The sequence below is a fragment of the Pseudomonas sp. TMW22080 genome (assembly GCF_022496745.1).
In the GTDB taxonomy this organism is placed as follows: Bacteria; Pseudomonadota; Gammaproteobacteria; order Pseudomonadales; family Pseudomonadaceae; genus Aquipseudomonas; species Aquipseudomonas bubulae.
In genome coordinates, this window is the sequence record NZ_SCFF01000002.1 from 44,576 (window position 1) to 67,379 (window position 22,804).

At 56.5% G+C, this 22,804-nt stretch carries 22 protein-coding genes and 1 tRNA gene; 5 read left to right on the top strand and 18 right to left on the bottom strand.

The genetic code is table 11. From position 1 onward, the window contains the following. Positions 1–5 precede the first annotated feature (5 nt). The 4 genes from sctS (at position 6) to EQV96_RS06535 (ending at position 6,561) form a co-directional block, all read left to right on the top strand. Positions 6–266, top strand: coding sequence for a type III secretion system export apparatus subunit SctS (gene sctS, locus EQV96_RS06520; protein ID WP_095003190.1), 261 nt, complete (start codon positions 6–8; stop codon positions 264–266). A gap of 12 nt (positions 267–278) precedes the next feature. Then, entirely contained in the window at positions 279–1,076 is a 798-nt protein-coding gene (gene sctT / locus EQV96_RS06525; protein WP_095021228.1) for a type III secretion system export apparatus subunit SctT, read from the top strand. Further along, the gene (gene sctU, locus EQV96_RS06530; protein ID WP_095019661.1) at positions 1,073–2,170 is read left to right on the top strand and encodes a type III secretion system export apparatus subunit SctU; all 1,098 of its coding nucleotides are present in this window, start codon (positions 1,073–1,075) and stop codon (positions 2,168–2,170) included. The genes sctT and sctU overlap by 4 nt, the downstream gene beginning before the upstream one ends. Positions 2,171–2,238: 68 nt before the next feature. Continuing rightward, positions 2,239–6,561 carry an AvrE-family type 3 secretion system effector gene (locus tag EQV96_RS06535; RefSeq protein WP_240881639.1) on the top strand — a complete coding sequence of 1,441 codons (4,323 nt, stop codon included), beginning with the start codon at positions 2,239–2,241 and terminating at the stop codon, positions 6,559–6,561. A gap of 132 nt (positions 6,562–6,693) precedes the next feature. Here the strand turns inward: EQV96_RS06535 and hrpT are convergent, their stop codons facing one another. The 18 genes from hrpT to EQV96_RS06625 form a co-directional block, all read right to left on the bottom strand. Then, positions 6,694–6,897, bottom strand: a complete 204-nt coding sequence (gene hrpT / locus EQV96_RS06540) for an HrpT family type III secretion system protein (RefSeq protein ID WP_095031450.1) — start codon at positions 6,895–6,897, stop codon at positions 6,694–6,696. Then, on the bottom strand, positions 6,894–8,879 hold the full coding sequence (sctC, locus tag EQV96_RS06545; RefSeq protein ID WP_240881641.1) for a type III secretion system outer membrane ring subunit SctC: 1,986 nt from the start codon (positions 8,877–8,879) through the stop codon (positions 6,894–6,896). The genes hrpT and sctC overlap by 4 nt, the downstream gene beginning before the upstream one ends. 35 nt (positions 8,880–8,914) lie before the next feature. Next, positions 8,915–9,133, bottom strand: a complete 219-nt coding sequence (locus EQV96_RS06550) for a type III secretion protein HrpF (RefSeq protein WP_095019658.1) — start codon at positions 9,131–9,133, stop codon at positions 8,915–8,917. A 21-nt stretch (positions 9,134–9,154) separates the two neighbouring features. Next, on the bottom strand, positions 9,155–9,769 hold the full coding sequence (gene sctL / locus EQV96_RS06555; protein WP_095021224.1) for a type III secretion system stator protein SctL: 615 nt from the start codon (positions 9,767–9,769) through the stop codon (positions 9,155–9,157). Next, positions 9,747–10,292: a type III secretion protein gene (locus EQV96_RS06560; RefSeq protein WP_095021243.1), complete on the bottom strand. Its 546-nt coding sequence runs from the start codon at positions 10,290–10,292 to the stop codon at positions 9,747–9,749. The genes sctL and EQV96_RS06560 overlap by 23 nt, the downstream gene beginning before the upstream one ends. Further along, positions 10,289–11,044 carry a type III secretion inner membrane ring lipoprotein SctJ gene (gene sctJ, locus EQV96_RS06565; RefSeq protein ID WP_095019656.1) on the bottom strand — a complete coding sequence of 252 codons (756 nt, stop codon included), beginning with the start codon at positions 11,042–11,044 and terminating at the stop codon, positions 10,289–10,291. The genes EQV96_RS06560 and sctJ overlap by 4 nt, the downstream gene beginning before the upstream one ends. Positions 11,045–11,052: 8 nt before the next feature. After that, positions 11,053–11,421, bottom strand: coding sequence for an EscI/YscI/HrpB family type III secretion system inner rod protein (locus EQV96_RS06570; protein WP_095003181.1), 369 nt, complete (start codon positions 11,419–11,421; stop codon positions 11,053–11,055). 97 nt (positions 11,422–11,518) lie between these two features. Further along, positions 11,519–11,746, bottom strand: coding sequence for a hypothetical protein (locus EQV96_RS06575; RefSeq protein WP_095019655.1), 228 nt, complete (start codon positions 11,744–11,746; stop codon positions 11,519–11,521). Between the two features lie 296 nt (positions 11,747–12,042). After that, positions 12,043–12,960: a sigma-54 dependent transcriptional regulator gene (locus EQV96_RS06580; RefSeq protein WP_240881645.1), complete on the bottom strand. Its 918-nt coding sequence runs from the start codon at positions 12,958–12,960 to the stop codon at positions 12,043–12,045. A 250-nt stretch (positions 12,961–13,210) separates the two neighbouring features. Beyond that, on the bottom strand, positions 13,211–14,275 hold the full coding sequence (locus tag EQV96_RS06585; RefSeq protein ID WP_240881648.1) for an FUSC family protein: 1,065 nt from the start codon (positions 14,273–14,275) through the stop codon (positions 13,211–13,213). Positions 14,276–14,399: 124 nt separating this feature from the next. Continuing rightward, positions 14,400–15,500, bottom strand: coding sequence for a redox-regulated ATPase YchF (gene ychF, locus EQV96_RS06590; protein WP_086798695.1), 1,101 nt, complete (start codon positions 15,498–15,500; stop codon positions 14,400–14,402). Between the two features lie 23 nt (positions 15,501–15,523). After that, complete coding sequence (gene pth, locus EQV96_RS06595) at positions 15,524–16,108, bottom strand: aminoacyl-tRNA hydrolase (RefSeq protein WP_016781749.1); 585 nt, start codon at positions 16,106–16,108, stop codon at positions 15,524–15,526. A 166-nt stretch (positions 16,109–16,274) separates the two neighbouring features. Next, complete coding sequence (locus tag EQV96_RS06600) at positions 16,275–16,862, bottom strand: 50S ribosomal protein L25/general stress protein Ctc (RefSeq protein WP_095003177.1); 588 nt, start codon at positions 16,860–16,862, stop codon at positions 16,275–16,277. Between the two features lie 139 nt (positions 16,863–17,001). Continuing rightward, positions 17,002–17,943, bottom strand: a complete 942-nt coding sequence (locus tag EQV96_RS06605) for a ribose-phosphate pyrophosphokinase (protein ID WP_019825119.1) — start codon at positions 17,941–17,943, stop codon at positions 17,002–17,004. A gap of 45 nt (positions 17,944–17,988) precedes the next feature. Continuing rightward, a tRNA-Gln gene (locus EQV96_RS06610) sits at positions 17,989–18,063 on the bottom strand. 37 nt (positions 18,064–18,100) lie between these two features. After that, positions 18,101–18,949, bottom strand: a complete 849-nt coding sequence (gene ispE, locus EQV96_RS06615) for a 4-(cytidine 5'-diphospho)-2-C-methyl-D-erythritol kinase (RefSeq protein WP_095019685.1) — start codon at positions 18,947–18,949, stop codon at positions 18,101–18,103. Positions 18,950–18,962: 13 nt separating this feature from the next. After that, positions 18,963–19,589, bottom strand: coding sequence for a lipoprotein insertase outer membrane protein LolB (lolB, locus tag EQV96_RS06620; protein WP_095021221.1), 627 nt, complete (start codon positions 19,587–19,589; stop codon positions 18,963–18,965). A 3-nt stretch (positions 19,590–19,592) separates the two neighbouring features. Continuing rightward, the gene (locus tag EQV96_RS06625; RefSeq protein WP_095024935.1) at positions 19,593–21,317 is read right to left on the bottom strand and encodes a tetratricopeptide repeat protein; all 1,725 of its coding nucleotides are present in this window, start codon (positions 21,315–21,317) and stop codon (positions 19,593–19,595) included. Between the two features lie 201 nt (positions 21,318–21,518). Between EQV96_RS06625 and hemA the strand changes: the two genes are divergently transcribed. Then, positions 21,519–22,802 (top strand): glutamyl-tRNA reductase, encoded by a 1,284-nt coding sequence (gene hemA, locus EQV96_RS06630; protein WP_095003174.1) that lies wholly within the window; start codon positions 21,519–21,521, stop codon positions 22,800–22,802. Positions 22,803–22,804 lie beyond the last annotated feature (2 nt).

Genomic DNA, 22,804 nt, shown 5'->3' on the forward strand with positions numbered 1-22,804 from the left:
CGTCCATGGAGCCGATTTTGCTGTTCAAGCAGGGCATGCTGCTGGTGGTGGTGCTGTCTGCGCCACCGCTGATCGTGGCTGTAGCGGTGGGTGTGCTGACCTCGCTGGTGCAGGCGCTGATGCAGGTACAGGACCAGACGCTGCCCTTCGGCATCAAACTGGTTGCAGTGGGCGTCACGTTGGCGCTGACGGGGCGCTGGATCGGGGTTGAGCTGATTCAATTGATCAACCTCACCTTTGACATGGTCGCCCGCTCGGCGCTGTAGAGGGAACACCCGATGGCCCCACAGATTGCGTTTCTCGAATACCTGCCCAGCCTCGCCATTGCGATGGCGCGCCTGTATCCCTGTTTTTTTCTGATCCCGGCATTCTGCTTCGAACATGTGCGCGGCATGCCCCGGCATGTCATCGTTTTTGCGCTGGCCCTGATACCTGCCCCGGGTATTTATCACGCCTTGTCGGGCGTGAATTACACCCTGCTGGCGCTCGGCGGTCTGATGCTCAAAGAGGCCATGCTGGGCTTTTTGCTGGGCATGCTGCTGTCCATGCCGTTCTGGCTGTTCGAGTCGGTAGGGGCTTTGCTCGATAACCAGCGTGGTGCCCTGATCGGCGGGCAGCTCAACCCTTCGCTGGGGGCGGATGCCACACCTGTCGGGCACCTGTTCAAGCAACTGAGCATTTTTTTGCTGATGGTCACCCTCGGGCTGGGCAGCTTGACCCGGGTGATCTGGGACAGCTACCTGATCTGGCCCCCCACGCTCTGGTTACCGACCATTGCTGCGGATGGTTTTGCCGTGTTTCTTTCTTTGCTCGGCGATACCTTCACGCATCTGCTGCTCTACGCCGCGCCCTTTATTGCGCTGTTGTTGTTGATCGAATTCGCTGTTGCCCTGTTGAGCCTCTACAGCCCGCAGTTGCAGGTATTTGTGCTGTCGATGCCGGCCAAAAGCCTGGCCGGGCTGGGCTTTCTGCTGCTCTACCTGCCACAACTGGAGGAGCTGATCGTGGGACGGATGAGTCTGCTGGGGGATCTTGGGCACGCACTGGGCCAGCTCTTCAAAGTAGGTGAGTCATGAGCGATTCGGGTGAGAAGAAATATGACGCCAGCCAGAAAAAACTGCAGGACCAGCGCAAAAAAGGCCAGGTTGCGCAAAGTCAGGACATCGCCAAACTGCTGACGCTGGCGGTTATCAGTGAGGTCGCCTTGATCACGGCTCAGAACAGCCTGCAGCGTTTTGGCCAATTGCTGATGCTGCCCGTTTCACTGGTCGGGCAACCCTTTGGTCATTCGCTGCAGGCCGTGTTCGTCGAGGCGGGTTACCTGTTTTTTGACTTCGCCTTACTGATGACCGGCGTTGCAGTCTTGATGAAATTAATCAGCAGCTGGCTGCAATTCGGCTTTCTGTTTGCCCCTGAAGTCCTGATCCCGGACTTCAACCGGCTCAACCCGGTCAATCAGGCCCGGCAGATGTTTTCGGCCCAGTCACTGTTGACCCTGCTCACCGGCCTGATCAAGGCACTGCTGATCTGTGCGGTGCTTTACCGAGTGATCGGGCCTTCCCTGGGGGCGTTGGTCGGGTTGGTCAACGCTGACTTGCCGGGCTATATCGTCGCGCTGATCGCCTTGTTCCGGCATTTGCTGCATGTGTGCCTTGGCCTGCTGCTGGTGCTAGCAGTGGTTGACCTGGCGTTGCAGCGGTATTTTTTTGCCCGGCGCATGCGCATGACCCATGTCGAAGTGGTCAAGGAGTACAAGGGCATGGAAGGTGATCCTCATACCAAGATGCTGCGTCGGGCACTGGCCCAGGAGCTGGCCCATGAAGAGCCTGTGGCCCCGACTCCGCCGTTGGAAGAGGCCGACATGCTGCTGATCAACCCTACGCATTTTGCCGTGGCGCTTTACTACCGGCCGCCACAGACGCCTTTGCCGACCGTGATTGCCAAGGGGGCTGATGCCCGGGCACGTCGAATGATCGACAGGGCACGGGCAGCAGATGTTCCGGTGATTCAGTGTGTGTGGCTGGCTCGCACGCTGTATGGCATCGAGACCGGGCATTGCATCAGCCGCGAGACCCTGCAGGCGGTTGCGCTGGTCTACCGCACTCTGCGAGAACTGGATGATGACGAGCGCCGTGAAGTCATCGAGTTGGCGGAACTTGAGCAACGCTGATCGGGGCAGGAACCGGGCGCTATTACATGGTCACTCACTCTTCATCAGCCAGTCAGAGTTGAGCAGTCATGGACGTCAATTTTTTTGAACCCGCAAAGCCAGCGCCGTCAGAAATGCGCGGCACAGCCTCCCCGAACACTTCTGGCCCCACCGAATCGGTGCAAATGACCGGTTTTCGTCATTATCAGCAGCCCTCTCTGGCATTCAGCGCCAGCCTGGTTGAAGGAAAAGTCGTGACCCAAGGCTCGTATGTGGGCCAGGACATTGCCGCCCAACTGAATCAGTTGTCCAGGCCGTTCAAGCAAGATGCCACTTACGCAGGCCCTGCCCGGAACCTGCGAATCAGGGACGACAAATTTAATGTATTTCATATCCAGTCCACCCCTGCGGCCGCTGCAGTACTTAAAAGCAGTCTTCCCCTGAGTTTTTACCCATCGCCCCCGATCAATCCCGGGCGTGCCCATCTGGGGCAGATAAGCGGTGTGCAAACAACCGCCGAAGGCGGCCAGTTTCGTGTGGTCGAGCAACGCCTGTACCGGTTAGAAGCACAGACGCTTCGTTGGTTGCCCGACAAGGACGAGGCCCGATACAGCCGTATTGGCTTGAGTGCTCAAGGGCAACTGATGAAAGTGCCGCAGGGGGTCGCAGACATGAGCATTGATGGTAAAACGCAGGCGAGCCTTGAGGGTTTCACGCTAAAAATCAGCCGCGACACAGCCGATGCTGCTCTTTGTCTTGTTCCCGTCAACGAGTCGGGTAAACCGGTGCAACTGGCGCATCTGGGGCTGGCGGGTGATGTGCTGTACGCCTCGACACCTCAGGGTGAGTTTTTGTGCGCGAACCTGCGCAATGCCGAAGACGGGCAATTGGTCATGCGCCCTGAACCACTCGATAATCTTGAGCAGCTGCATCAGGGCGCAGTCAGCATCAAGGGCTTTATGCATGATGATCAAGGCCGGCTCAACGCCCTTGTCCTCGACTCCCGCCGCCAGTTACACAGCACCCCTTTGAGCCATGGCCCTGATCAGGCATCGGGCTGGAACCTCAGTGATGTGATCCTCAGAGTGAACGACACAGGTTTGCCCGAGCCAGGGCTGCAGACACTCGCCGGTAGTGTGGACCTTGGGCCGCGGGGCAAGGTTGCGCTTGAGGGCAACACATTGCTGTGCTGGAACGAGCGCTCACAGCAATGGGATAAAAGCGCTCACCACAATGTGGAGCGACTGGAGCGTGGCCTGGATGGTCGCGCTTATGTATTGCAAGGTGCAGAGCTGAAAGCGCTGGCAATCCATAAAACGCGGGATGCTGCGTACAGCGGTGCCAGTTATGACCTGACACCTGTTAATGATGCTCATGCCCATATCAACCTTGGTGGCGCCATGGTTGAGAATAACGAGCGAAAGATCACCGGTTTTGCTATCGATAACGCCAGGCAATTTGTAACGCTTGATGCTGAAAACAAGCTGATTGCCCACGTCAACGGAAAGGCCAGGGTCTTGACCTTTACCCGGCCTAAAGAGCTTGTGGCGCTGGCACTTGACCGTCAGGGAGATCTGTATGCACAGACCGGCGCCGGCGAACTGCTCAAGCTCGACAAGGCTCACTGGCAAACCCCTTGCACCTCAGCGCTCACCTGGACTCCCGTGCCGGTGCCGGACAATGCGCCGGTCAAGTCGTTGCGTATGGGAGCAGGTCAGCAATTGATCGTCAGCTGGGGTGAAAACAATGCGCAACAAAAAAGATGGGGTGAACACTATCGGCAGTTGATTGTTTCAGCGGATGGCGACCCGCAATGGAAACCTTTAACGGCACACTCAAACACCCCCGCGAGATCACTGGGTACGGTGTTGGGCAACGCTGAGTTGAAGAGTCAGGACAACGGCACCTCCTGGGCCGTGACCTCCGATTGTTTTGGCCACAAGACTGAAGCCCTGTCGGTTGATCGTGGGGTTATTAAAAGTGCTTTAGCCCATTTTCATCCTGTTCAGGGGATCAAGAATATCGGCCTTGGTATCCAGCATGATGTTAAAGGGCGACGCGGGCTGGCAGACCTCTACGCGGATGTGCGGGAACTGCAGGGGCTATTGCGTACGCTGGCGAGCGTGACACCCCGTACGATGGATATTTCAAGTCGCCTTGACCGCCTGGGCGAGGGCAAGCCAACCCAGGCCCTGGCCACAAAACTCAAGCATTTTATGAGTCAGGTAGAAGAGTACAGCGTGCAATTGGCCAGGCGATTGGGCGACATCAAGGGAGCCCGTGTGATCCCGGATTATCTGCCCACAACGAGTGGCAAACCCACTGAAGGCTCAGCGAGCAACCTGTCCCGAATTCGCCAGTCCTTCGAGAATATGGGGTCTTCAAAGTCTGATATCACAGCGGCCTTGCTGCGCAGTTACGAAAAACAGGGAGTTTGTTTGTCGTTGCACGACGCTGGCCTGAAACGTGATTTGAGCAATTCGACCGGGCTGATCGAGAGCGATTTGATTCAGCACGCCCGCACACTTTTCAGGCTGGTCAAACTGGTCGATCGGCTGGAGGGTAAAGCGCCTGATCAGGCCGAAATAACAGCCCGCCTGGAGAGTGCGATAGAGAACTATCAAAACAGCCCGGTACACAAGAAAACATCGCAGAGCATCAATGGATTGAAGCAGGCAGAAACGCTCTATAACAACTTCAAATTGTTGGCCAGGGACTTGGGTACCCCGGGATCAGCGCTCAATTTTCATATAACCACTACCTTGGGGCTCAATCCACAAGAGACGGTCAAGCAGGCTCTGCTTCAATGCATTCAAAAGTCTGAAAGCGGCCAGTCAGTTGCATCGAGCCGGAGCAAAACCTTATCGGCATCCCTGTTCTTACTTCCAGTCCCGTTGCTTGAAATCATAGGGGGTGTTTCAAGAGACAATACCAACGGCATAACGCTGACTCGAACCGATCAGGGGGTCAGCGTTGACATCAATATGGGCACTGGCCATACCGTCACTGGTTCTGTAGGCGTCGGTAACATGTTGCTTCCCTCCGAGGTGCCACTCGAAGGCCGGCTCAGGGTAGGGGCTGAGACTACATTGGCGTTGACGCATGAAAACGAGCAAAGCGTCAGCTTTGATATCAGGGAGGCAGATTTTCCCGCAATGATGGCCATCCTCACCGGGGAGAAAGGGAACGTTTTCGACTTGCTGGATCTTGGCAGCAATCACAAGAGCGGCACGAGCTCGAAAAATGCTTTGGACTTGAGTGTTTCCGCTCATGTGCAGCCCCGCTTTCACATGTTGATGCCGGAAACCTCGAATACACCTGGTGGCCTGGTACGTACTATGGTGAATGCGGGGGGGGGGCTTCAACTGTTTCATGTTGATCAACGTAGCGCTGTCGTCTTGGGGCAGGATGAAATAACCCGGGCCCAAAGCGTGAATACCCAATGGTTAGCCAGAGGCAGTGCCTCTTTAGGTATGGCGCCGGCCAATGGCGCCTTGTGGACTCAGCTCGGTGCCGATGGACCTACGTGGGTGCCGTATATCACGAGTGATTCTTCGTTCACCCTGGGGTTTGATCGCAGTGTTGCCCGCAGCATGCGTTTTACCTTCAAGCAGCCTGCTGTGATCGATCAGGCGCAAGTCAATGGATTACGCGATGCCTTGTCCCGGCATTCTGCGCCACTCAAGCAACACCTGACCTCGTTTGCAGCACAGGGCCCACTGGTGGAGCAACTGCAACATCTGCATCGTCTATTCATTCAGCTACCGTCACCCGCTACCCGTTCTGAAGAGCACCATGCCCTCAATGAACAGCTGCAAACCTGCCTTCACCAGGAGGCGCTGGCCGCACAAGGTCGGCGAGCACTCAAATCAGTTGAAAGAACGGTTTCCTATGTGGGGGTAAAAGGTGGCCCTGACCATGAGTGGCTGAATGACGCTGCGCCTGCTAACAAGGCGGCAATTCTCCGGCTGTTTGCCCAGCAGCCACAATTCGAGCGGATCATCAACGACCTGGAAAGCAGCCAGGGCACCTCGGTAGTGATCAGGCTGGAGGTCAAGCCGAAGGTGCTGCGCATGATTGACAATCAGATAGGGGATGGGCCTAACGCCATAAATGATGTGCAAAAGGCCCTGGAAAACCCGGACAACCTGCGGATTAAAACCTTGGCTGTAAGCTATACGGCAACTAGAACCGACGCTATGAAGACCCCCATTCCTCTTGTGGCCTACTCCAGCAGGGCAGCCTTGAGCAATTCCTGCAAACTCCTCAACATTGAGTTGAAATACGGTATGGATCAGAACACTCCCTTGCGCGTTGAGTTCAAGGATACGTTGCCCTCGGCTCGTATTCGGGAGCTGAATCCCGAGCAGCTTGACCAAAAGATCCGGCATGGCCGCAGCCCTTTGATGTAACGACAATACCGGCCTGGCTGATAATCAGACAGGCCGGTACATGGGGGTGGGGGCTAAGACTCTGCGCAGGATTGGATGCGTGGGTTTGAATGTCTTCAGATCACCGGGGCAATGGGTCGTTGCACGGTTGATCTAGGGTTCCAGAGGCACAACGTGATGGTCTGAACGTTCAGCATACGAGCCTGTTTCTGTACGCATGTGTGGTGGCCACCAGATCACCAGCGTCCTGGCGCTGGAGGCCGGGCGCGCGCACAGGTCTGCACGGCAATCCGAGGTGCAGCCTTGCAACAGTCCAGCCAGGGCCGCCGCCATGGCAACTGCGATCAGCCGAGTCATGGCGTGGCCTCCAGCAATGATGGCCGAGACACGCTTGATTGTTCGTCGGGGTCGGGTGCTCGTGTCGCGATAAACACCTCCGCACGTTCGCCGGGCGCCAGCCACGGAGTCGGCCAGATACTCACCGCCAGGGTGCCGGCAGTGCTGCAATCACGTTCATCGACGCGCACCCGGCTCTGGCTCTGGTTGTGCAATACCAGTACGGCCACGTTGTAGTCCTCACTTTCGTACCACTGATGACGCTCGGTATCGACCTTCAGAGACGTGAACGCTTTGCACAGGCTGCCCGTCCGGGGCGGCATCGGCATCGCTGTGAACCGGCCAGGCACGTGGCCCGTGACCAGTTGGCGGAACACCCGGGTAATGTCGGAGCGCTGAATCACTGGCTGCTTCGCATCACGCCGTCTCAATGGGGTCAGCGCTGCCTCCAGTTGCGCCTGATCCGATTGTGGCAGGTAGCGGGCAGGGTTGGTCTGGTCGCCAATCAGGCGGGGTGTCAGGATAAACAGTCGCTCACGGCGATTTTTAGTGTTCTGCGTGGACGAAAACAGCAGCTTGCCCAGCCATGGGATATTTCCCAATACAGGGACTTGATTGCGGCTGTCGACCTCTTCAGCGACATGAAAACCGCCGATGACCAGGGATTGTTTTTCGTGGATCACTGCCTGGGTACTGATGTTGCCTTTGCGAACATCCGGTGTGGAATGCTGCCCTGTGTTGTCGGCAAAGGTGCCGTCTTCGATATCGATGATCAGGTGAATCTGATTGGCGCCACTGGCTTCGATTACCCGGGGTATGACCTGGAAACTGGTGCCGGTGGTGACCGGCATGATGTTGGCCACGCCCTCACCGACGGCCTGGATATATTGCGTGCGATTGAAATCGATAACAGCGGGCTGGTTTTCCAGGGTCATGATCGAGGGGTTGGATACCACCGTTGCCAGCCCGCGGGCTTCAAGCGCCTTGATCTCGGCTGCAAAACGGTCAGCCTGGATCATGGACACGGTTGTCGGGGAAGTGCCAGACAACCCAGTAGCCATCCCGAAACGGCCGCTCTGAAAGCCCCATTTCGTCCCCAGTTCGTTGAGTTGGGTGCGGTTGATATCGAGAATCACGGCGTCTATTTCCACGAGTTTGCGCGGGACATCGAGCTTGGCGATCAGTGCCTGATAGAGCGTCCCGCGTTCGCTGGCGTCGTAGATCAACACGCTGTTGTTACGTACATCGGCCTCCACGCGGATGGCGTTCAGGCCTGATGATTTCAAATCGGCGGTGAGCGCGGGCAGTGGTGGATTGCTTGAATAAGGCATGGGGGAGGCCGTGCCGGATACTGGCGAGGGGCCGGGGGAGGGAGCAGCGAACGGGCTCGATGACTTGGTATCGAGCAACCCGCGCAACAAGCTGGCGATACCGGGCACACTCAGTTTTTCGCCCCGATAATCGATCTGCCGGTCTGCCGCATTGGCGAACTGCAGTGTGAAAGTCAGCACATCCTGTTTATTGGCGGGTTCTGCCCGTTTGCGACTGAACTGCCTGATCTGCTCGATATAGCGTTTGGGCCCGGACACCAGTACCACGCCGATCTCCGGCAACTCGCCCCAGCCGAAACGCTCATCCAGCAGGCCTATCCGGGTCAGGGCCTGCTTCAGATCGGCAATGGTATCGTCCGCAACTTCAAGGCGGCTCGTGGTCTGCTGGTCAAGCGAACTGATGTAGAGCGTGTTGTTATGCACAAACCACTGGAAACGGTGTTCCAGTGCAAGCCGCTCCATTAAACCGGTGAGCGTGTCGGCGCGTAGCTTGCCGTTTACGACGCCTTGAAGCGCGCCATCAATCTGTAGTTGCAGGCCCACGGTATGGGCAAAGGCCCCTAGAAAATCAGGCACTGACAGGTTATTGGCTTCATGGGCATAAGGCGTTTTTTGCCACTCCTGTGGAACGGCGGCCATCGCCCCGTTGGCTAGCAAAAAAAGAGCTGGCAACAGGGTCCGTTGCAAGGAGTGCTTGAACCTGAGCATCACTGCACGGCATCAATAATGCTTTTGGTCAGGCTGTGCTTGAATCGGGTTTGCTCGTTGATCGAGAAACTGGCAATGGCCATTTTTTGTGAAGCGTCGAGGAAGCGCTGCATGTCTTCGGGGCTTGCTTGATTGTTCAGGGCGATCTCCTCCAGTTTTTTTTGGGCCTGGATAAAGCGGGTGTCAATGCGACGCTGAATGCTTTCGAACGAAGCCATAGAACCTCCATCAGTCAATACTCACCACTCAGTGGTAGCTCCTGCCGGATCAGTTCCATCAGTGGTCATGGGGATCAGCAGCGCCTTGAGCGTTGTGGCCCAGTCAATGCGCAGGTCGTGTTGCGCAGTGACCAGCACCAGAGCGAAGGGGTCGAGGCGTTCATCTGCTTGCAGTTGCCATGCGGTATCCGGGCGGGTGCTTAGCCACTGCCGTACAGGTGCAAGCATCTGCGGGTGGCAGCGCAGGGTTGCATTCAATGGCGGGCATTGGGCTGGCAGCAGTTGCGCCAGCAAGGCATTGATTCGCATCTGTGGCGGCACCTCACCGAGCAATCGCTCCAGAGCCTGATTGACCACTTGCGAGGCGCTGGTTTCAATCGCTTGGCACAAGGCGCCATGTTCCTGTTGCCAACGCGCCAGATGGGCATTGGCCTGTTGCCAGAATTCGCTGTGGGCCTTTTGCAGCAGCGTTTCGGCAGCGTTTTCAGCGTTGCTCAGCAGTTCGTCTGCCTGGGCACGTGCCTGGGCCAGCACCTCATTGGCCAGGCCGCAATCGATCAGGTTCTGGCTGCTGATCAGTACCTGGGGCAGCCCGGTTGCGCCTGGCTGCAGCTCAATCGTGCGGCGTGTCAGCATGGTTGTGCCCCTCGTCGCGGGGTCGTGTGTGCCACAACACTGTTTGCCAGAGCGTTCGGAGTTTGGCCGGTGAAATGGCCGGCACCGGTTTTTGCTCCAGCGTTTCGATCCGTGCAGGGGCAAAGCGCAGTCGCAACCTCTGCCAGACCGGTGGTTCGAGCCATGCTCTGAGCAGTTGCAAGGGATCGTCGGCGGGCTCGAGCCAGTCCTGCGTGTGCAAAGCCCTGGCAAGGCGCTGGCACCACAAACGCTGCGTGTCATCCCGTGCAGCAGAAGGTGTAGTGCGGCAGATACGCTCGACCCTTTGCAGCAACGCGTCATAGTGCGCCGGTTGCGCCAGTGCCAGCTGCATCAGGCTGGTTGTGGGCGCACAGGGCAGGCAGGGGGCGATACCCAAGCTCTTGCTGGCGCCTGCATGCTGGTTGCGCAGCAAGGCGGGCGATGCGTCAAGGATCTGCCAGTGCGGATGAGCGTAGCGCCATGGCAAGGCCCACCACTGTACCCAGGCATCAATGTCATTCATGCAGAGCCCTTTTTGCGCAGCTTTAACCATACAACTGGCGTAATGATTGCCAGCAGGCACCCTGTCACCAGTGCAGCGAACAGGCTTTTCCAGAACCCCAGGTCTTGCTGCGGCACCAGAAAAGGTCCGAAGAACAGCAGTTGCTGGTTGTCCTGAAACGCGGCGGCAAGAACAAAAACCGTGGTTATTTTGTGCGGGTTGTCGATTGCCATTGCCATGCCCGGAATGCTGCTGGCAACCATCCGCCGTACCCGCGACTGGATGCCGTCGGGGTCCAGTCTGGCATCGTGTTTGATAAACACCGAAGCGGATGCGGGCTGCACGGCCTCACCTGGCGCCACACGCTCGGGCAGTACCACATGCACGCGCGCGACTATCACCCCGTCAATGCTCGACAGTGTGGCTTCAAGCTCTTGTGACAGCGCATAGATGTAACGGGCGCGCTCCTCAAGTGGCGTAGAAATGACACCTTCCTTGCGAAAAATATCACCCAGTGTGGAGCGCTTTGTTCTGGGCAGGCCAGCCGCCGACAGCGAGTTAATCGCCCGGCTGATAGCTTCTGTTCTGACACGAATGGAAATGCCATTTTTATCGGGGACTTTTTGAGCGTGGACCTGTTTGTCTGCCAGTTCTGCAATGACTGCATTGGCCTCCTGTTCGGAGAGCTGGCTGTGAAGCACCACGCTTTCACCACAACCGGTGACGGCCAGCACGAGCAGGAAACACACGCTCTTGATCAGGCGCGCTGCCATGCGGTTACCTAAGACAGATTGGTGAGTTTTTCGATGGCTTGTGACGTCTTGCTGATCATCTTGGCGCTCAGCACGGTCTCAAGGTGGAGCGCCGACAGGGCCCGGGTGGATTTGAGCATGTCGAGGGGGTCGGTGCTGGTACTGGCTTTTTGCAGGGCCCTTGCGGCGGTACTCGACAGACCCGCTAAAAGTGCAGAGCGCTGTTTGAGTGGGTGGCTGGTCAATTTATCGGATATCTCGGTATTGGTTGCTTTAGTTGCCGTGGCAAGCAAAGAGGCGTTGAACCAATGGATATCGGCCAGTTCGGGGGTGTTCGAGGGTAGTTCAGAGGCACTCAAGACGGCCTGGGGGAGCTTCGAAGGAAAGTGGGTTTTCATTTGAAACCTCAAGCTGTGAGTTGTAGTTGCATGCTTGTGTGGCTGCACGCCCCGATTGGCCGGATGCCCCATTCGAGATGGGGCGGTATGAATAAAATCAGTACGAGATGGCCTTGGCACCTGCAAAGATTGCATTCATTGACTTGCTACTTGAGTCCATTACTCCGGCGGCTATGCCGTTTCTCGTGTCAACTCCCGTTTTGTGCATGGCGGCCGCGGCGGCTTTCCATTCTTGTTCGCGCGCAAAATTCTTTTGCGCTTGGAGGGGGTCGTCGCCAGCAGCGCGCGACATTCCTGCAATCAATCCAATTATTGCTCCAATCATGGTCTGTATCCTCTTGGTTTTTTACAGGAAGGTCAGAACGAAATTTTATTATTTATATATATGTTCGTTTGAGAGTGATCGATATTGTTGGTGTGAGTATTTGCCGGGTTTGCAGGGGGCATTCTTGTGTTTCCAAATCCGCCAAGCGCGTTGAGGACCTGGCTCGCAAAGGGCATTACAAGTGAAAGTAAAGGGAACATGTATGTGCCTCTGTGGTTCGGTATTGGGAGTGCAACAGAACGTCTGTTCGCTATTTAAGTGTCGATATCCATGTGGGCAGTTCCAGTGGGAACTACTCAGTAAATGTCTAATTGTTTCATTCGGTGGTACAGCGTGCGCTTGGCAATCCCAAGTTCGATTACCACAGAATCGATACAATTAAAGTGGCGTCGCAAACAATCTGCGATCAACTGCTTTTCTATTTGTTGCAGGCGCATTTTTAAATTTAGAATTGTGGATTCCTGTTCACAGGAAGAGGTATCCAGCGGGGGTAGCCCGAGCACAAAGCGCTTTGCTGCGGAGCGTAACTCCCTGACATTGCCCGGCCAGTCATGACAGATGATCTGTTGTAGCAGCGCAGTGTTCGGTACTGGTATGGATGAGTTGAAATGCCGGGCCTCACGCTGAATAAACTCCATAAACAAGGGGGTAATGTATTCGCGTCGTTCTCGCAAAGGCGGCAAGTGCAGGTTCACGACATTCAGGCGATAGTACAGGTCGCACCTGAAATGACCTTGTGCCACCAACTTCGCAAGGGAGGTTTGGGCCGAGGCAATCACACGCATGTCCACAGGGATGAATGTTGTCGAGCCCAATCGCTCAACACCACGGGTTTCCAGAACGCGCAACAATTTGGCCTGCAAAGCCAGCGGCATGCTGTCTATTTCATCCAGGTACAGAGTGCCTTTATCTGAAGCTTCTATAAATCCTGCACGTGATTGCAGGGCGCCGGTGAATGCGCCTTGGGTGACACCAAACAACTGGCTTTCCGCCAGACTCTCGGGGATGGCCGCGCAATTGAGTGCAATATAACGACCACGGCGCCCGGATAAGGTATGCAGATGCTCGGCCAATGTATCTTTGCCTGTGCCTGTTTCACCATGAAGCATTATGTCGATATTTTGTGCTGCCGCATTTCTGACAGTAGCGTGAAGTTGTGTGTCATCGGAAAAATATAGGCTTGAAGGCTCTTTGTCCGGGCGAAAGGATCCCATTGAATATACTCCGGCGCCATGTTTTTTTGGTAGGGGAAATTCGCAATGTTAAACAGGTATAAACAACGCTTTTTATTTTATAGTTTGAAGGTGTTGACGGTTTAAACCAAGGCCTGAACTGGCCGCCTGTCGAGAGCTAAAACACATAGACACGGTAAGGATTAGTATTTATTGGCGTAGGGATAGCGTGCCTTACCTCCATGGATCGAACTTCGTGGAGGTAAGGGTAAACGGGTATTTATTCGTATTTTTATTCAGGGTTTTTTCTGCTATCGCCCTGAGTCGTAAATCCGAAGGTCAGAAGGGCGCTTTCAACGGTGCTCAAGTGCTGCATGCACAGCTGCCATGGTGCTGACACAACATCGGCCGATTCATCGCCGGCTACGGGGATGAGTACCGGGTGTTCATCGTCGCTGGCGATCGAGGCGCACCCTGAAGCAACGTTTGCCAGCCGTTCGTGGAGGGAGGACGGTGCCGGGCCCTGTTCCTTGCGCAAGGCATCGGCAAAGGCTTCTGCAAACAACAGGGAGCTGGCGTATAAACGCACGGCGTGGCGCTCGTAACGGCTGGCAATGTCTTTGACTTCCCGTGATACAAAGCGCCCGCGCAAGGTCCAGCGGGCGGTATTGCGGGCCATGCTGATGCCGTTCTCCAGGGCAATAAGGCTGTCGTGGGCCCTGGAAAATATCTGCACGGCATTTTGAGCCTTGGCCGCATTTTGTCCTTCGAGAGCTTGCAGGCTTTTACCGAATCCCGACGCCAGCTTTTCGAGCAACTCCTTGGCGGAGCTGTCGATAATGCCGATCGGGTTGGGGGTCAGCAGTATCTGGCTGAAAACCAGCCCGACGCATGAGCCCACGACCACATCAAGCATCCGTACCACGCCAGCACTTTCCGGGCCTACGGCCAGCATCAGCACCGCCGATACACCGGCCTGGATGGGCACCACGGCCCCCAGGCCATAGAGTGCCGCGATGGCGATGGCAGAGAAGGTGGCAAAGCCAATACGCACCAACGGGTAAGCATCCGGCAACCACAAGGCGGCTTCGCCTACGATGATCCCGGTGGCGACACCCACCATCAGGCCCACCGCTTGCTTGCCATGACTGGGCAGGCCTGGAGCCAGGCACACCACGGCACTGATTGCGGCAAACACGGGGTGTATGTGACCGAAAAAATGCCGGGCGATAATCCACGCCAGTGCGGCGGCAATGGCTGAGGCCAGGGCGTCTCGCCAGCCCAGGGACCAGCGGGCTTTGATTTTTTCGACTATGGGGTCGGTATAGCGGCTGAGGAATTTGGCGCGGGGAATCATTGAGGCTCCCGATCATGAGGTGAGATGGCGTTAACCATAGACCGTTGTTGCGCCCCGGAGTGCGCCACAAACGCCAGGCCAAAAAAAACCGCGCCTGGGCGCGGTTTTTTATACGTGTGCTGTATTACACGTTGAAACGGAAGTGCAGGACGTCACCGTCTTTAACGATGTATTCCTTGCCTTCCAGACGCCACTTACCGGCTTCTTTCGCGCCCGCTTCCCCGTTGAACTTGATGAAATCGTCGTAGGCGATAACTTCAGCGCGGATAAAGCCTTTTTCGAAGTCGGTGTGGATCACACCGGCTGCTTGAGGGGCGGTCGCACCTACTTTTACTGTCCAGGCGCGAACTTCCTGCACGCCGGCGGTGAAGTAGGTTTGCAGGTCCAGCATTTCGTAACCGGCGCGAATCACACGGTTAAGACCAGGCTCTTCAAGGCCCAGGGCCTCCAGGAACATGTCTTTCTCTTCGCCGTCATCCAGCTCGGCGATTTCTGCTTCGATCTTGTTGCAGACCGGAACAACGATCGCGCCTTCTTCTTCAGCGATAGCCAGCACAACGTCCAGCAACGGGTTGTTCTCAAAACCGTCTTCAGCCACGTTGGCGATGTACATCACCGGCTTGGTGGTCAGCAGGTGGAAGCCTTTGATGATGGCTTTCTCATCTGCGTCCATGTTCTTGATCAGGCTGCGTGCCGGCTTGCCCAGGGTGAAGTGGGCGATCAGCTGTTCCAGCAGGGCTTTTTGGGCTACGGCTTCCTTGTCACCGCCTTTGGCATTGCGCGCGACTTTCTGCAGTTGCTTTTCGCAGCTGTCGAGGTCGGCGAAGATCAGCTCAAGGTCGATGATTTCGATGTCGCGTTTCGGGTCAACGCTGTTGGAAACGTGAATAACGTTTTCGTCTTCAAAGCAGCGGACCACGTGAGCGATGGCATCGGTCTCACGGATGTTGGCCAGGAACTTGTTACCCAGGCCTTCACCTTTCGATGCGCCAGCCACCAGGCCCGCGATATCAACGAACTCCATGGTGGTCGGCAGGATACGCTGTGGCTTGACGATGGCAGCCAGCGCGTCCAGGCGTGGGTCGGGCATCGGCACGATACCGGTGTTCGGCTCGATCGTGCAGAAGGGGAAGTTCTCGGCCGCGATACCGGACTTGGTAAGGGCGTTGAACAGGGTGGACTTGCCGACGTTAGGCAGGCCGACGATGCCGCAGTTGAATCCCATGGTGTTTCCCCTCGGAAAAAGAGTCAGGCCTTCTGGCTGTGCAGGTTTTTCATCGCACGGTTCCATTCCCCGGCGAGGATATCCGGCAGCACGCCGAGGGCAAAATCGATGCTGGCATCCAGTTTTTCCTGTTCGGCGCGTGGCGCACGACCGAGGACAAAGTTGGACACCATGCTGGCGACGCCCGGGTGGCCAATGCCAAGCCGCAGACGGTAGAAATCTTTGTTGTTCCCCAGTTGCGCGATGATGTCGCGCAATCCGTTGTGACCTCCGTGGCCGCCGCCCAGCTTGAGCTTGGCAACGCCTGGCGGGAGATCGAGTTCGTCGTGGGCCACCAATATGGATTCCGGCGCAATGCGGTAGAAACCGGCAAGCGCCGCAACGGCCTGGCCGCTTCGGTTCATATAGGTGGTGGGGATCAACAGACGAACATCCTGACCCTGGTGGCTGAAGCGCCCGGTCAGGCCAAAATATTTGCGGTCTGCAACGAGGTTTACCCCATTGGCTGCCGCGAGACGCTCAACAAAAAGGGCCCCTGCGTTATGCCGGGTCTGTTCGTATTCGGTGCCTGGATTTCCCAGGCCAACGATCAGTTTTATGGCGGTCACGACAAGGGCCCTTCTATGGAGTTGTGGATAACATCGCCGCTAACGGTTAGCGGCGAAAACGGACAAGAAAGCGGGTTTACGTGAGTAAACTTCGCGATCTTGTCCGCTTTACTCGCTGCGTGTTAGCTCGCGATGTTTCTCAAGACTCCAACGACAGAGTAATGAATTACTCTGCTGCTTCTGGTGCAACACGTGGAGCGTGAACGTTGGCTACTGCCAGGTCGTTACCGTGTGCCAGAGCTACGAACTCAACGCCTTTAGGAGCGGTGATGTCCGACAGGTGAATGATCGAGCCGACTTCAGCGTTAGCCAGGTCAACTTCGATGAATTCAGGCAGGTCTTTTGGCAGGCAGGAAACTTCGATTTCCGCAACAACGTGGGAGATCTCGCCGCCTTTCTTGATCGGAGCCGCTTCACCAACGAAGTGAACCGGTACGATTGCAGTCAGTTTTTGACCAGCAACAACGCGTACGAAGTCAGCGTGCATCACGTGGCCTTTAGCCGGGTGACGTTGCAGAGCTTTGATGATCACGTTTTGCTTAACGCCGCCAACGGTCAGTTCGATAACGTGGCTGTAAGCAGCTTCGTTTTCGAGCAGTTTGGCAACTTCTTTAGCCAGCATGCTGATGGATTCAGGGGCTTTTTCGCCACCGTAAACTACAGCTGGAACCAGGCTTGCGAGACGACGCAGGCGGCGGCTCGCACCTTTCCCCAGGTCGGAACGCACTTCAGCATTCAGAGTAAAATCGTTCATGTTGTATCTCCAAAATAACCACATCCGCCCTGGCGTTTGCGACCAGCGCCATGGACGGTATGGGCAAAAAAGCCCCGCCCCAACGGATTGCTGGGGCGGGGCGCTTTTCGTCAGCAGAAGTCCTGAAAGGGCAGGGCCCTTATCGGAACATCGCGCTGATCGATTCTTCGTTGCTGATGCGGCGAACCGCTTCAGCCACAACCGGTGCGATATCCAGTTGGCGGATACGCGAACAGGCTTGTGCGGCAGCGGACAGCGGGATGGTGTTAGTCACCACCAGCTCATCCAGCATGGAATTTTCGATATTCTCGATTGCCCGACCCGACAGCACAGGGTGTGTGCAGTAGGCGAACACTTTGGAAGCACCATGCTCTTTCAAGGCTTTAGCCGCGTGGCACAACGTGCCGGCGGTATCGACCATGTCATCAACCAGAATACAGGTACGCCCTTCGACATCACCGATGATATGCATCACTTCAGAGTGATTGGCTTTCTCACGGCGTTTGTCGATGATACCCAGATCGACGCCCAGGGATTTGGCAACAGCACGTGCACGCACGACGCCGCCGATATCCGGGGACACAATCATAAGGTTCTCAAAGCGCTGATCTTCGATGTCATCCACCAAAACTGGGGAGCCATAGATGTTATCTACAGGAATATCGAAGAAACCCTGGATTTGGTCAGCATGCAAATCAACCGTGAGAACACGATCGATGCCGACTACGGTAAGCATGTCAGCAACAACTTTTGCGCTGATAGCCACACGTGCGGAACGCGGACGGCGATCCTGACGGGCATAACCAAAGTAAGGAATAACAGCAGTAATACGAGTCGCTGAGGAGCGGCGGAAGGCATCAGCCATCACGACGAGTTCCATCAGGTTATCGTTGGTCGGAGCACAAGTCGGCTGAATGATGAAAACGTCTTTACCGCGGACATTTTCATTAATCTCAGCGGTAATTTCGCCGTCGGAAAACTTGCCGACAGAGATGTCACCGAGTGGGATATGCAGCTGACGTACGACACGCCGAGCCAGATCGGGGTTAGCGTTCCCCGTAAAGACCATCATCTTGGACACGCGCAGTACCTGAAGGCTGAGGGTAACCTGGATGAGTATAAGAAATGGCAGGGGCGGCTGGATTCGAACCAACGCATGGCAGGATCAAAACCTGCTGCCTTACCGCTTGGCGACGCCCCTGTATCTGTTGCTACGAGTACCGTGTACCCGTTTCCTTTTACAAATTTTGCAGCTTGCGATGCAACATCGAAACGTTGCTTCCTTTTGCTACAAACCCTGTAAGGGTCTCTGTAAGAAGGTGCAGCACTTTATCAGCATCTGCTTCGTTTGGGAAGGCCCCAAATATACAACTTCCAGTTCCAGTTAATTTTGCTTCGGTATATTTACCTAACAAATTCAAAGCGTTACGTACTTCTGGATAACGCTCCTTCACTACTGCTTCGCAGTCGTTTCGGCTGTTTCCCTTGGGAACGGGGCGCACTTTAATGGGCAAAGAGTCACGTGTCAACAACGGATCTGAAAATATTTCTGCAGTACTTACAGATACTTGCGGGACAAGCACCAGATACCAGGGTTCTTCTGGCTCGGCAGGCGTAAGAATTTCGCCGACACCTTCAGCAAATGCGGCGTGGCCACGAACGAAAACCGGGACGTCGGCCCCAAGAGTCAGGCCCAGCGCTGCCAGCCGGTCTTCATCCCAGGCCAGTTGCCAAAGATGGTTGAGCGCGAGCAGTGTGGTGGCGGCATTGGAACTGCCGCCACCGATGCCGCCGCCCATGGGCAACACTTTTTTGATCCAGATATCGATCCCCAGAGGGCAAGCGGATTGTGCCTGAAGCTTTTTTGCGGCCTTGACGATCAAATTGTCGTCATGAGCAACACCGGGGAATTCGGTGTGCAGGCAAATGACTCCGTCGTCACGCACGGCAAAGGTCATTTCATCGCCGTAGTCGAGAAATTGAAACAGCGTTTGCAGTTCGTGATAGCCATCTTCGCGACGACCGAGAATGTGCAGCATCAGATTAAGCTTTGCCGGTGAGGGCAAAACCAGAGTGTTTCGATTCAGACGGTCTTGCATCTTATTGACCCAACAAGCGAGGTTGCCAATCTTTAACCACGAGCGTGACATCCAGATCCGGGCCGTGCAGCTTGACCCGCTCAGGCAGCCAGAAGCCGTTTTGCTCGACATAGCTCAAATATTCGATTTTCCAGCCGTCCTGTTCCAGGTTGGCCAGGCGGCTGTCACCATTCAATGTTACCCGGCTTTTGCTGCCGGGCGCAGGCAAGCCGCGTACCCACCAGACCAGATGTGACACTGGCAGGCTCCAGCCCAATTGTTCGCCCAAAAGCGCTTCAGGGGTCGGTGCTTCATAGCGGCCCTGATTGGCCACTTCCAGAAGCACGCTGCCCGGGCGCCCGGTCAGGCGAGCGGCTCCGCGGCCCAGCGGACCGGAAAGGCGTATGTCGTAATAGTCCTGGCGCTGCAGCCAGAACAGCGTGGCGCTGCCCGATTCTTTAGGGGCGCGAATGCCGACTTTGCCGCTGATTTGCCAGCCGTCGAGCCGGGTCAATTGCTGTTTGTGGGCTGACCACAGGGCAGGGCTGCCGTGGCCTTCTACGGATTCGCGGGCGCCGAAGCCCGCGCAACCGGCGAGCACGGCAATCAGGCTGAAAACCACGAGATGGCGCAAGTGACGATAAAACATGAGTTAAAGAGTCTCTGATCCGGTCAGGCGCAAAATGGTTTTGCGCAGAATAGGGCTGTCAGGATTTTCTTTAAGAAAAGTGCCCCAGATTTTTTTCGCTTCACGCTGCTTGCCATTGGCCCACAGCACTTCGCCCAGATGAGCGGCTACTTCCTGATCAGGAAAACGCTCCAGCGCCTGGCGCAGCAAGCGTTCGGCCTCATCCAGATTGCCAAGGCGATAATTCACCCAGCCCAGGCTGTCGAGCACAGCAGGGTCGTCCGGGTTCAGATCATAGGCTTGCTGGATCAGCGCCTTGGCTTCCGTGTAGCGAGTGGTTCGATCCGAAAGCGTATAGCCCAGGGCGTTCAATGCCATGGCGTTGTCAGGTTCACGCTTGATGATGGCGCGTAAATCCCGCTCCATCTGATCTAGATCGTTACGTTTCTCGGCCAGCATGGCGCGTGAATACAGCAGGTTGAGATCGTCCGGGTATTGCTTGAGTGCTTGTTGCAGCGTGTTCCAGGCGCGATCGGTCTGGTTGTTCGCCGCCAGGGTTTCGGCTTCTATCAAGTACAGCTGGATGGCGTAGTCGGGCTGTGCACCACGGGCCGAGGCCAGTTTTTTCGAGGCTTCGGCGCCGCGACCATGGCTGATCAGGATGTCCGCCTGGCGCAGTTGTGCGGGCAGGTATTCGCTGCCGGGACCTACCAATGCGTACTCAACCAGTGCGCCCTCCGGATCATTGCGTTCTTCGGCGATGCGGCCCAGGTTCAGATGCGCCGAGTCGACGTGGCTGTCGCGCTCGATCAGCTCTTGCAGATAGCCTTCGGCTTCGTCCCAGGATTTGCCTTCCAGGCAAACCAGTGCCAGCGAGAATCGCAGCTCATCGTCTTCGGGGTATTGCTCCACCAGGCTGGCAAACTGCACTTTTGCCTCGGCCATGCGGTTCTGCTCGACCAGGGTGCGCGCATAGGTCAGGCCCAGGCGCTTGTCATCGGGGTACTGGCTGACGCTTTTTTTCAGCAGGGGCAACGCTTCATCACCGCGGTTGAGGCTTTGCAACAAACGGGCGCGCAACAGAATCGGGGCAACTTCGCCGTTTTGCGGCGGGTTCTTTTCCAGTAGCTTCAGCGCGCCTTCGGCATCACCGTCCTGTTGCATCAACAAGGCCTTGCCGAAAATCAGCTGACCGTTGTCCGGGTGCTTGGCCAGCAGGCTGTCAAAACTTTTTTGCAGACCTGCCCGGGTATCCGCATCGGTTTCTATGGCCGCCAGGGCCAGGAAATCGAAGTGAGTATCACCCTTGGCCTGCAGGACTTTTTCCATGTAGACCAGGGATTCGTCATAACGGCCGTTGCGCGCCAGCTGAATGGCTGCAGCACGTTGCGCCTCGATATCGTCCGGGGCGTTTTTCACCCAGATCAGCGAGGTATCCAGTGCGGCCTGGTCGGCGCCCAGATACTCGGCGATACGGAAAGCGCGTTCGGAAACTCCCGGATCCTGCGTGTTGATCGCTTGCGTCACGTAGTTATCGAGGGCGATATCCAGACGATTGCGCTGGCCGGCCAGCTCGGCGCTCAACAGGCTGTACAGCGTGTCTTCGCTGAACGAACTGTAGACCGTGGGTTTTTCCGGGGTGGAGGAAACGTCTTCTGCCGCGGATGAGTCATCCGGGGACGTGGGGGCCAGAGCCTGGCAGCCACTGAGAAGGACGAGAGCGAGGAGCAACGCGGAGGATCTATTCATATAAGAGATGGGCGACTTACCTGCGGTCTGGGCATCATGACACATGCAATGGTGCAAACCATAACAGGTGCGACTATCGATATCCGGGGCTGATGATGTGTTCAACAGACGTTAACTATAGAGACAATAGTCAGCAATGGTTGTTCTGAATCTGGCGAAGTAGGACAATTGTCGGCTTCTTGTCATCATCAGCGATCTTGAATGGCCTTCCTCGCACTCGGTATTAACCACAAGACTGCTTCAGTAGACGTCCGCGAGCGCGTGGCTTTTACTCCGGAGCAGTTGGTTGAGGCCTTGCAGCAGCTCTGCCGCCTAACCGACAGTCGCGAAGCTGCGATCCTCTCCACCTGCAATCGCAGCGAGCTCTATATAGAGCAGGACCACCTTTCGGCAGACCGTGTGCTGCAATGGCTGGCGGACTATCATGACCTGAGCCTCGATGAACTGCGTGCCTGCGCCTATATCCATGAAGACGACGCAGCCGTTCGTCACATGATGCGCGTGGCTTCAGGCCTGGATTCGCTGGTGTTGGGCGAACCGCAGATTCTCGGCCAGATGAAGTCGGCCTATGCCGTGGCGCGTGAGGCGGGCACGGTCGGGCCGTTGTTGGGGCGCTTGTTCCAGGCCACGTTCAACTCGGCCAAACAGGTGCGCACCGACACCGCCATCGGTGAAAACCCGGTTTCGGTGGCCTTTGCCGCGGTGAGCCTGGCCAAGCAGATCTTCAGCGATCTGCAGCGCAGCCAGGCCTTGCTGATCGGTGCGGGCGAGACGATTACCCTGGTCGCCCGCCACCTGCATGACCTGGGAGTAAAGCGTATCGTGGTGGCCAACCGTACCCTGGAACGCGCCAGTACCCTGGCTGAGCAGTTTGGCGCCCACGCGGTACTGCTGTCGGATATTCCCCAGGAGCTGGTACACAGCGACATCGTGATCAGCTCCACGGCCAGCCAATTGCCGATTTTGGGCAAGGGCGCGGTCGAAAGCGCCCTGAAGCTGCGCAAGCACAAACCGATCTTTATGGTCGATATTGCCGTTCCCCGGGATATCGAGCCTGAAGTCGGTGAGCTGGACGACGTGTACCTCTATACCGTCGATGACTTGCATGAAGTGGTTGCGGAAAACCTCAAGAGCCGTCAGGGCGCGGCCCAGGCGGCAGAAGAGCTGGTGAGCATAGGCGCTGACGATTTTATGGTGCGCCTGCGTGAACTGGCGGCTGTGGATGTGCTCAAGGCCTACCGCCAGCAAAGCGAACGCCTGCGTGACGAAGAGCTGCAAAAGGCCCAGCGCATGCTCGCCAACGGCAGCAATCCGGAAGATGTGCTGGTACAACTGGCGCGCGGGCTGACCAACAAATTGCTTCATGCCCCCAGCGTACAACTGAAAAAACTTTCCGCCGAAGGCCGCCTCGATGCGCTGGCCATGGCCCAAGAACTTTTTGCCCTCGGTGAGGGCTCATCGCATAGCTCTGCGGATAAAAAATAGTA

Coding starts and splice junctions, on each gene's coding strand:
- sctS (WP_095003190.1), top strand. CDS start 6: ATGGAGCCGATTTTGCTGTTCAAGCAGGGCATGCTGCTGGTGGTGGTG.
- EQV96_RS06625 (WP_095024935.1), bottom strand. CDS start 21,317: ATGAATAGATCCTCCGCGTTGCTCCTCGCTCTCGTCCTTCTCAGTGGC.
- lolB (WP_095021221.1), bottom strand. CDS start 19,589: ATGTTTTATCGTCACTTGCGCCATCTCGTGGTTTTCAGCCTGATTGCC.
- EQV96_RS06585 (WP_240881648.1), bottom strand. CDS start 14,275: ATGATTCCCCGCGCCAAATTCCTCAGCCGCTATACCGACCCCATAGTC.
- hrpT (WP_095031450.1), bottom strand. CDS start 6,897: ATGACTCGGCTGATCGCAGTTGCCATGGCGGCGGCCCTGGCTGGACTG.
- EQV96_RS06575 (WP_095019655.1), bottom strand. CDS start 11,746: ATGATTGGAGCAATAATTGGATTGATTGCAGGAATGTCGCGCGCTGCT.
- hemA (WP_095003174.1), top strand. CDS start 21,519: ATGGCCTTCCTCGCACTCGGTATTAACCACAAGACTGCTTCAGTAGAC.
- ychF (WP_086798695.1), bottom strand. CDS start 15,500: ATGGGATTCAACTGCGGCATCGTCGGCCTGCCTAACGTCGGCAAGTCC.
- EQV96_RS06535 (WP_240881639.1), top strand. CDS start 2,239: ATGGACGTCAATTTTTTTGAACCCGCAAAGCCAGCGCCGTCAGAAATG.
- sctT (WP_095021228.1), top strand. CDS start 279: ATGGCCCCACAGATTGCGTTTCTCGAATACCTGCCCAGCCTCGCCATT.
- sctL (WP_095021224.1), bottom strand. CDS start 9,769: ATGCTGACACGCCGCACGATTGAGCTGCAGCCAGGCGCAACCGGGCTG.
- EQV96_RS06560 (WP_095021243.1), bottom strand. CDS start 10,292: ATGAATGACATTGATGCCTGGGTACAGTGGTGGGCCTTGCCATGGCGC.
- EQV96_RS06570 (WP_095003181.1), bottom strand. CDS start 11,421: ATGAAAACCCACTTTCCTTCGAAGCTCCCCCAGGCCGTCTTGAGTGCC.
- EQV96_RS06600 (WP_095003177.1), bottom strand. CDS start 16,862: ATGAACGATTTTACTCTGAATGCTGAAGTGCGTTCCGACCTGGGGAAA.
- sctU (WP_095019661.1), top strand. CDS start 1,073: ATGAGCGATTCGGGTGAGAAGAAATATGACGCCAGCCAGAAAAAACTG.
- EQV96_RS06550 (WP_095019658.1), bottom strand. CDS start 9,133: ATGGCTTCGTTCGAAAGCATTCAGCGTCGCATTGACACCCGCTTTATC.
- EQV96_RS06580 (WP_240881645.1), bottom strand. CDS start 12,960: ATGGGATCCTTTCGCCCGGACAAAGAGCCTTCAAGCCTATATTTTTCC.
- sctJ (WP_095019656.1), bottom strand. CDS start 11,044: ATGGCAGCGCGCCTGATCAAGAGCGTGTGTTTCCTGCTCGTGCTGGCC.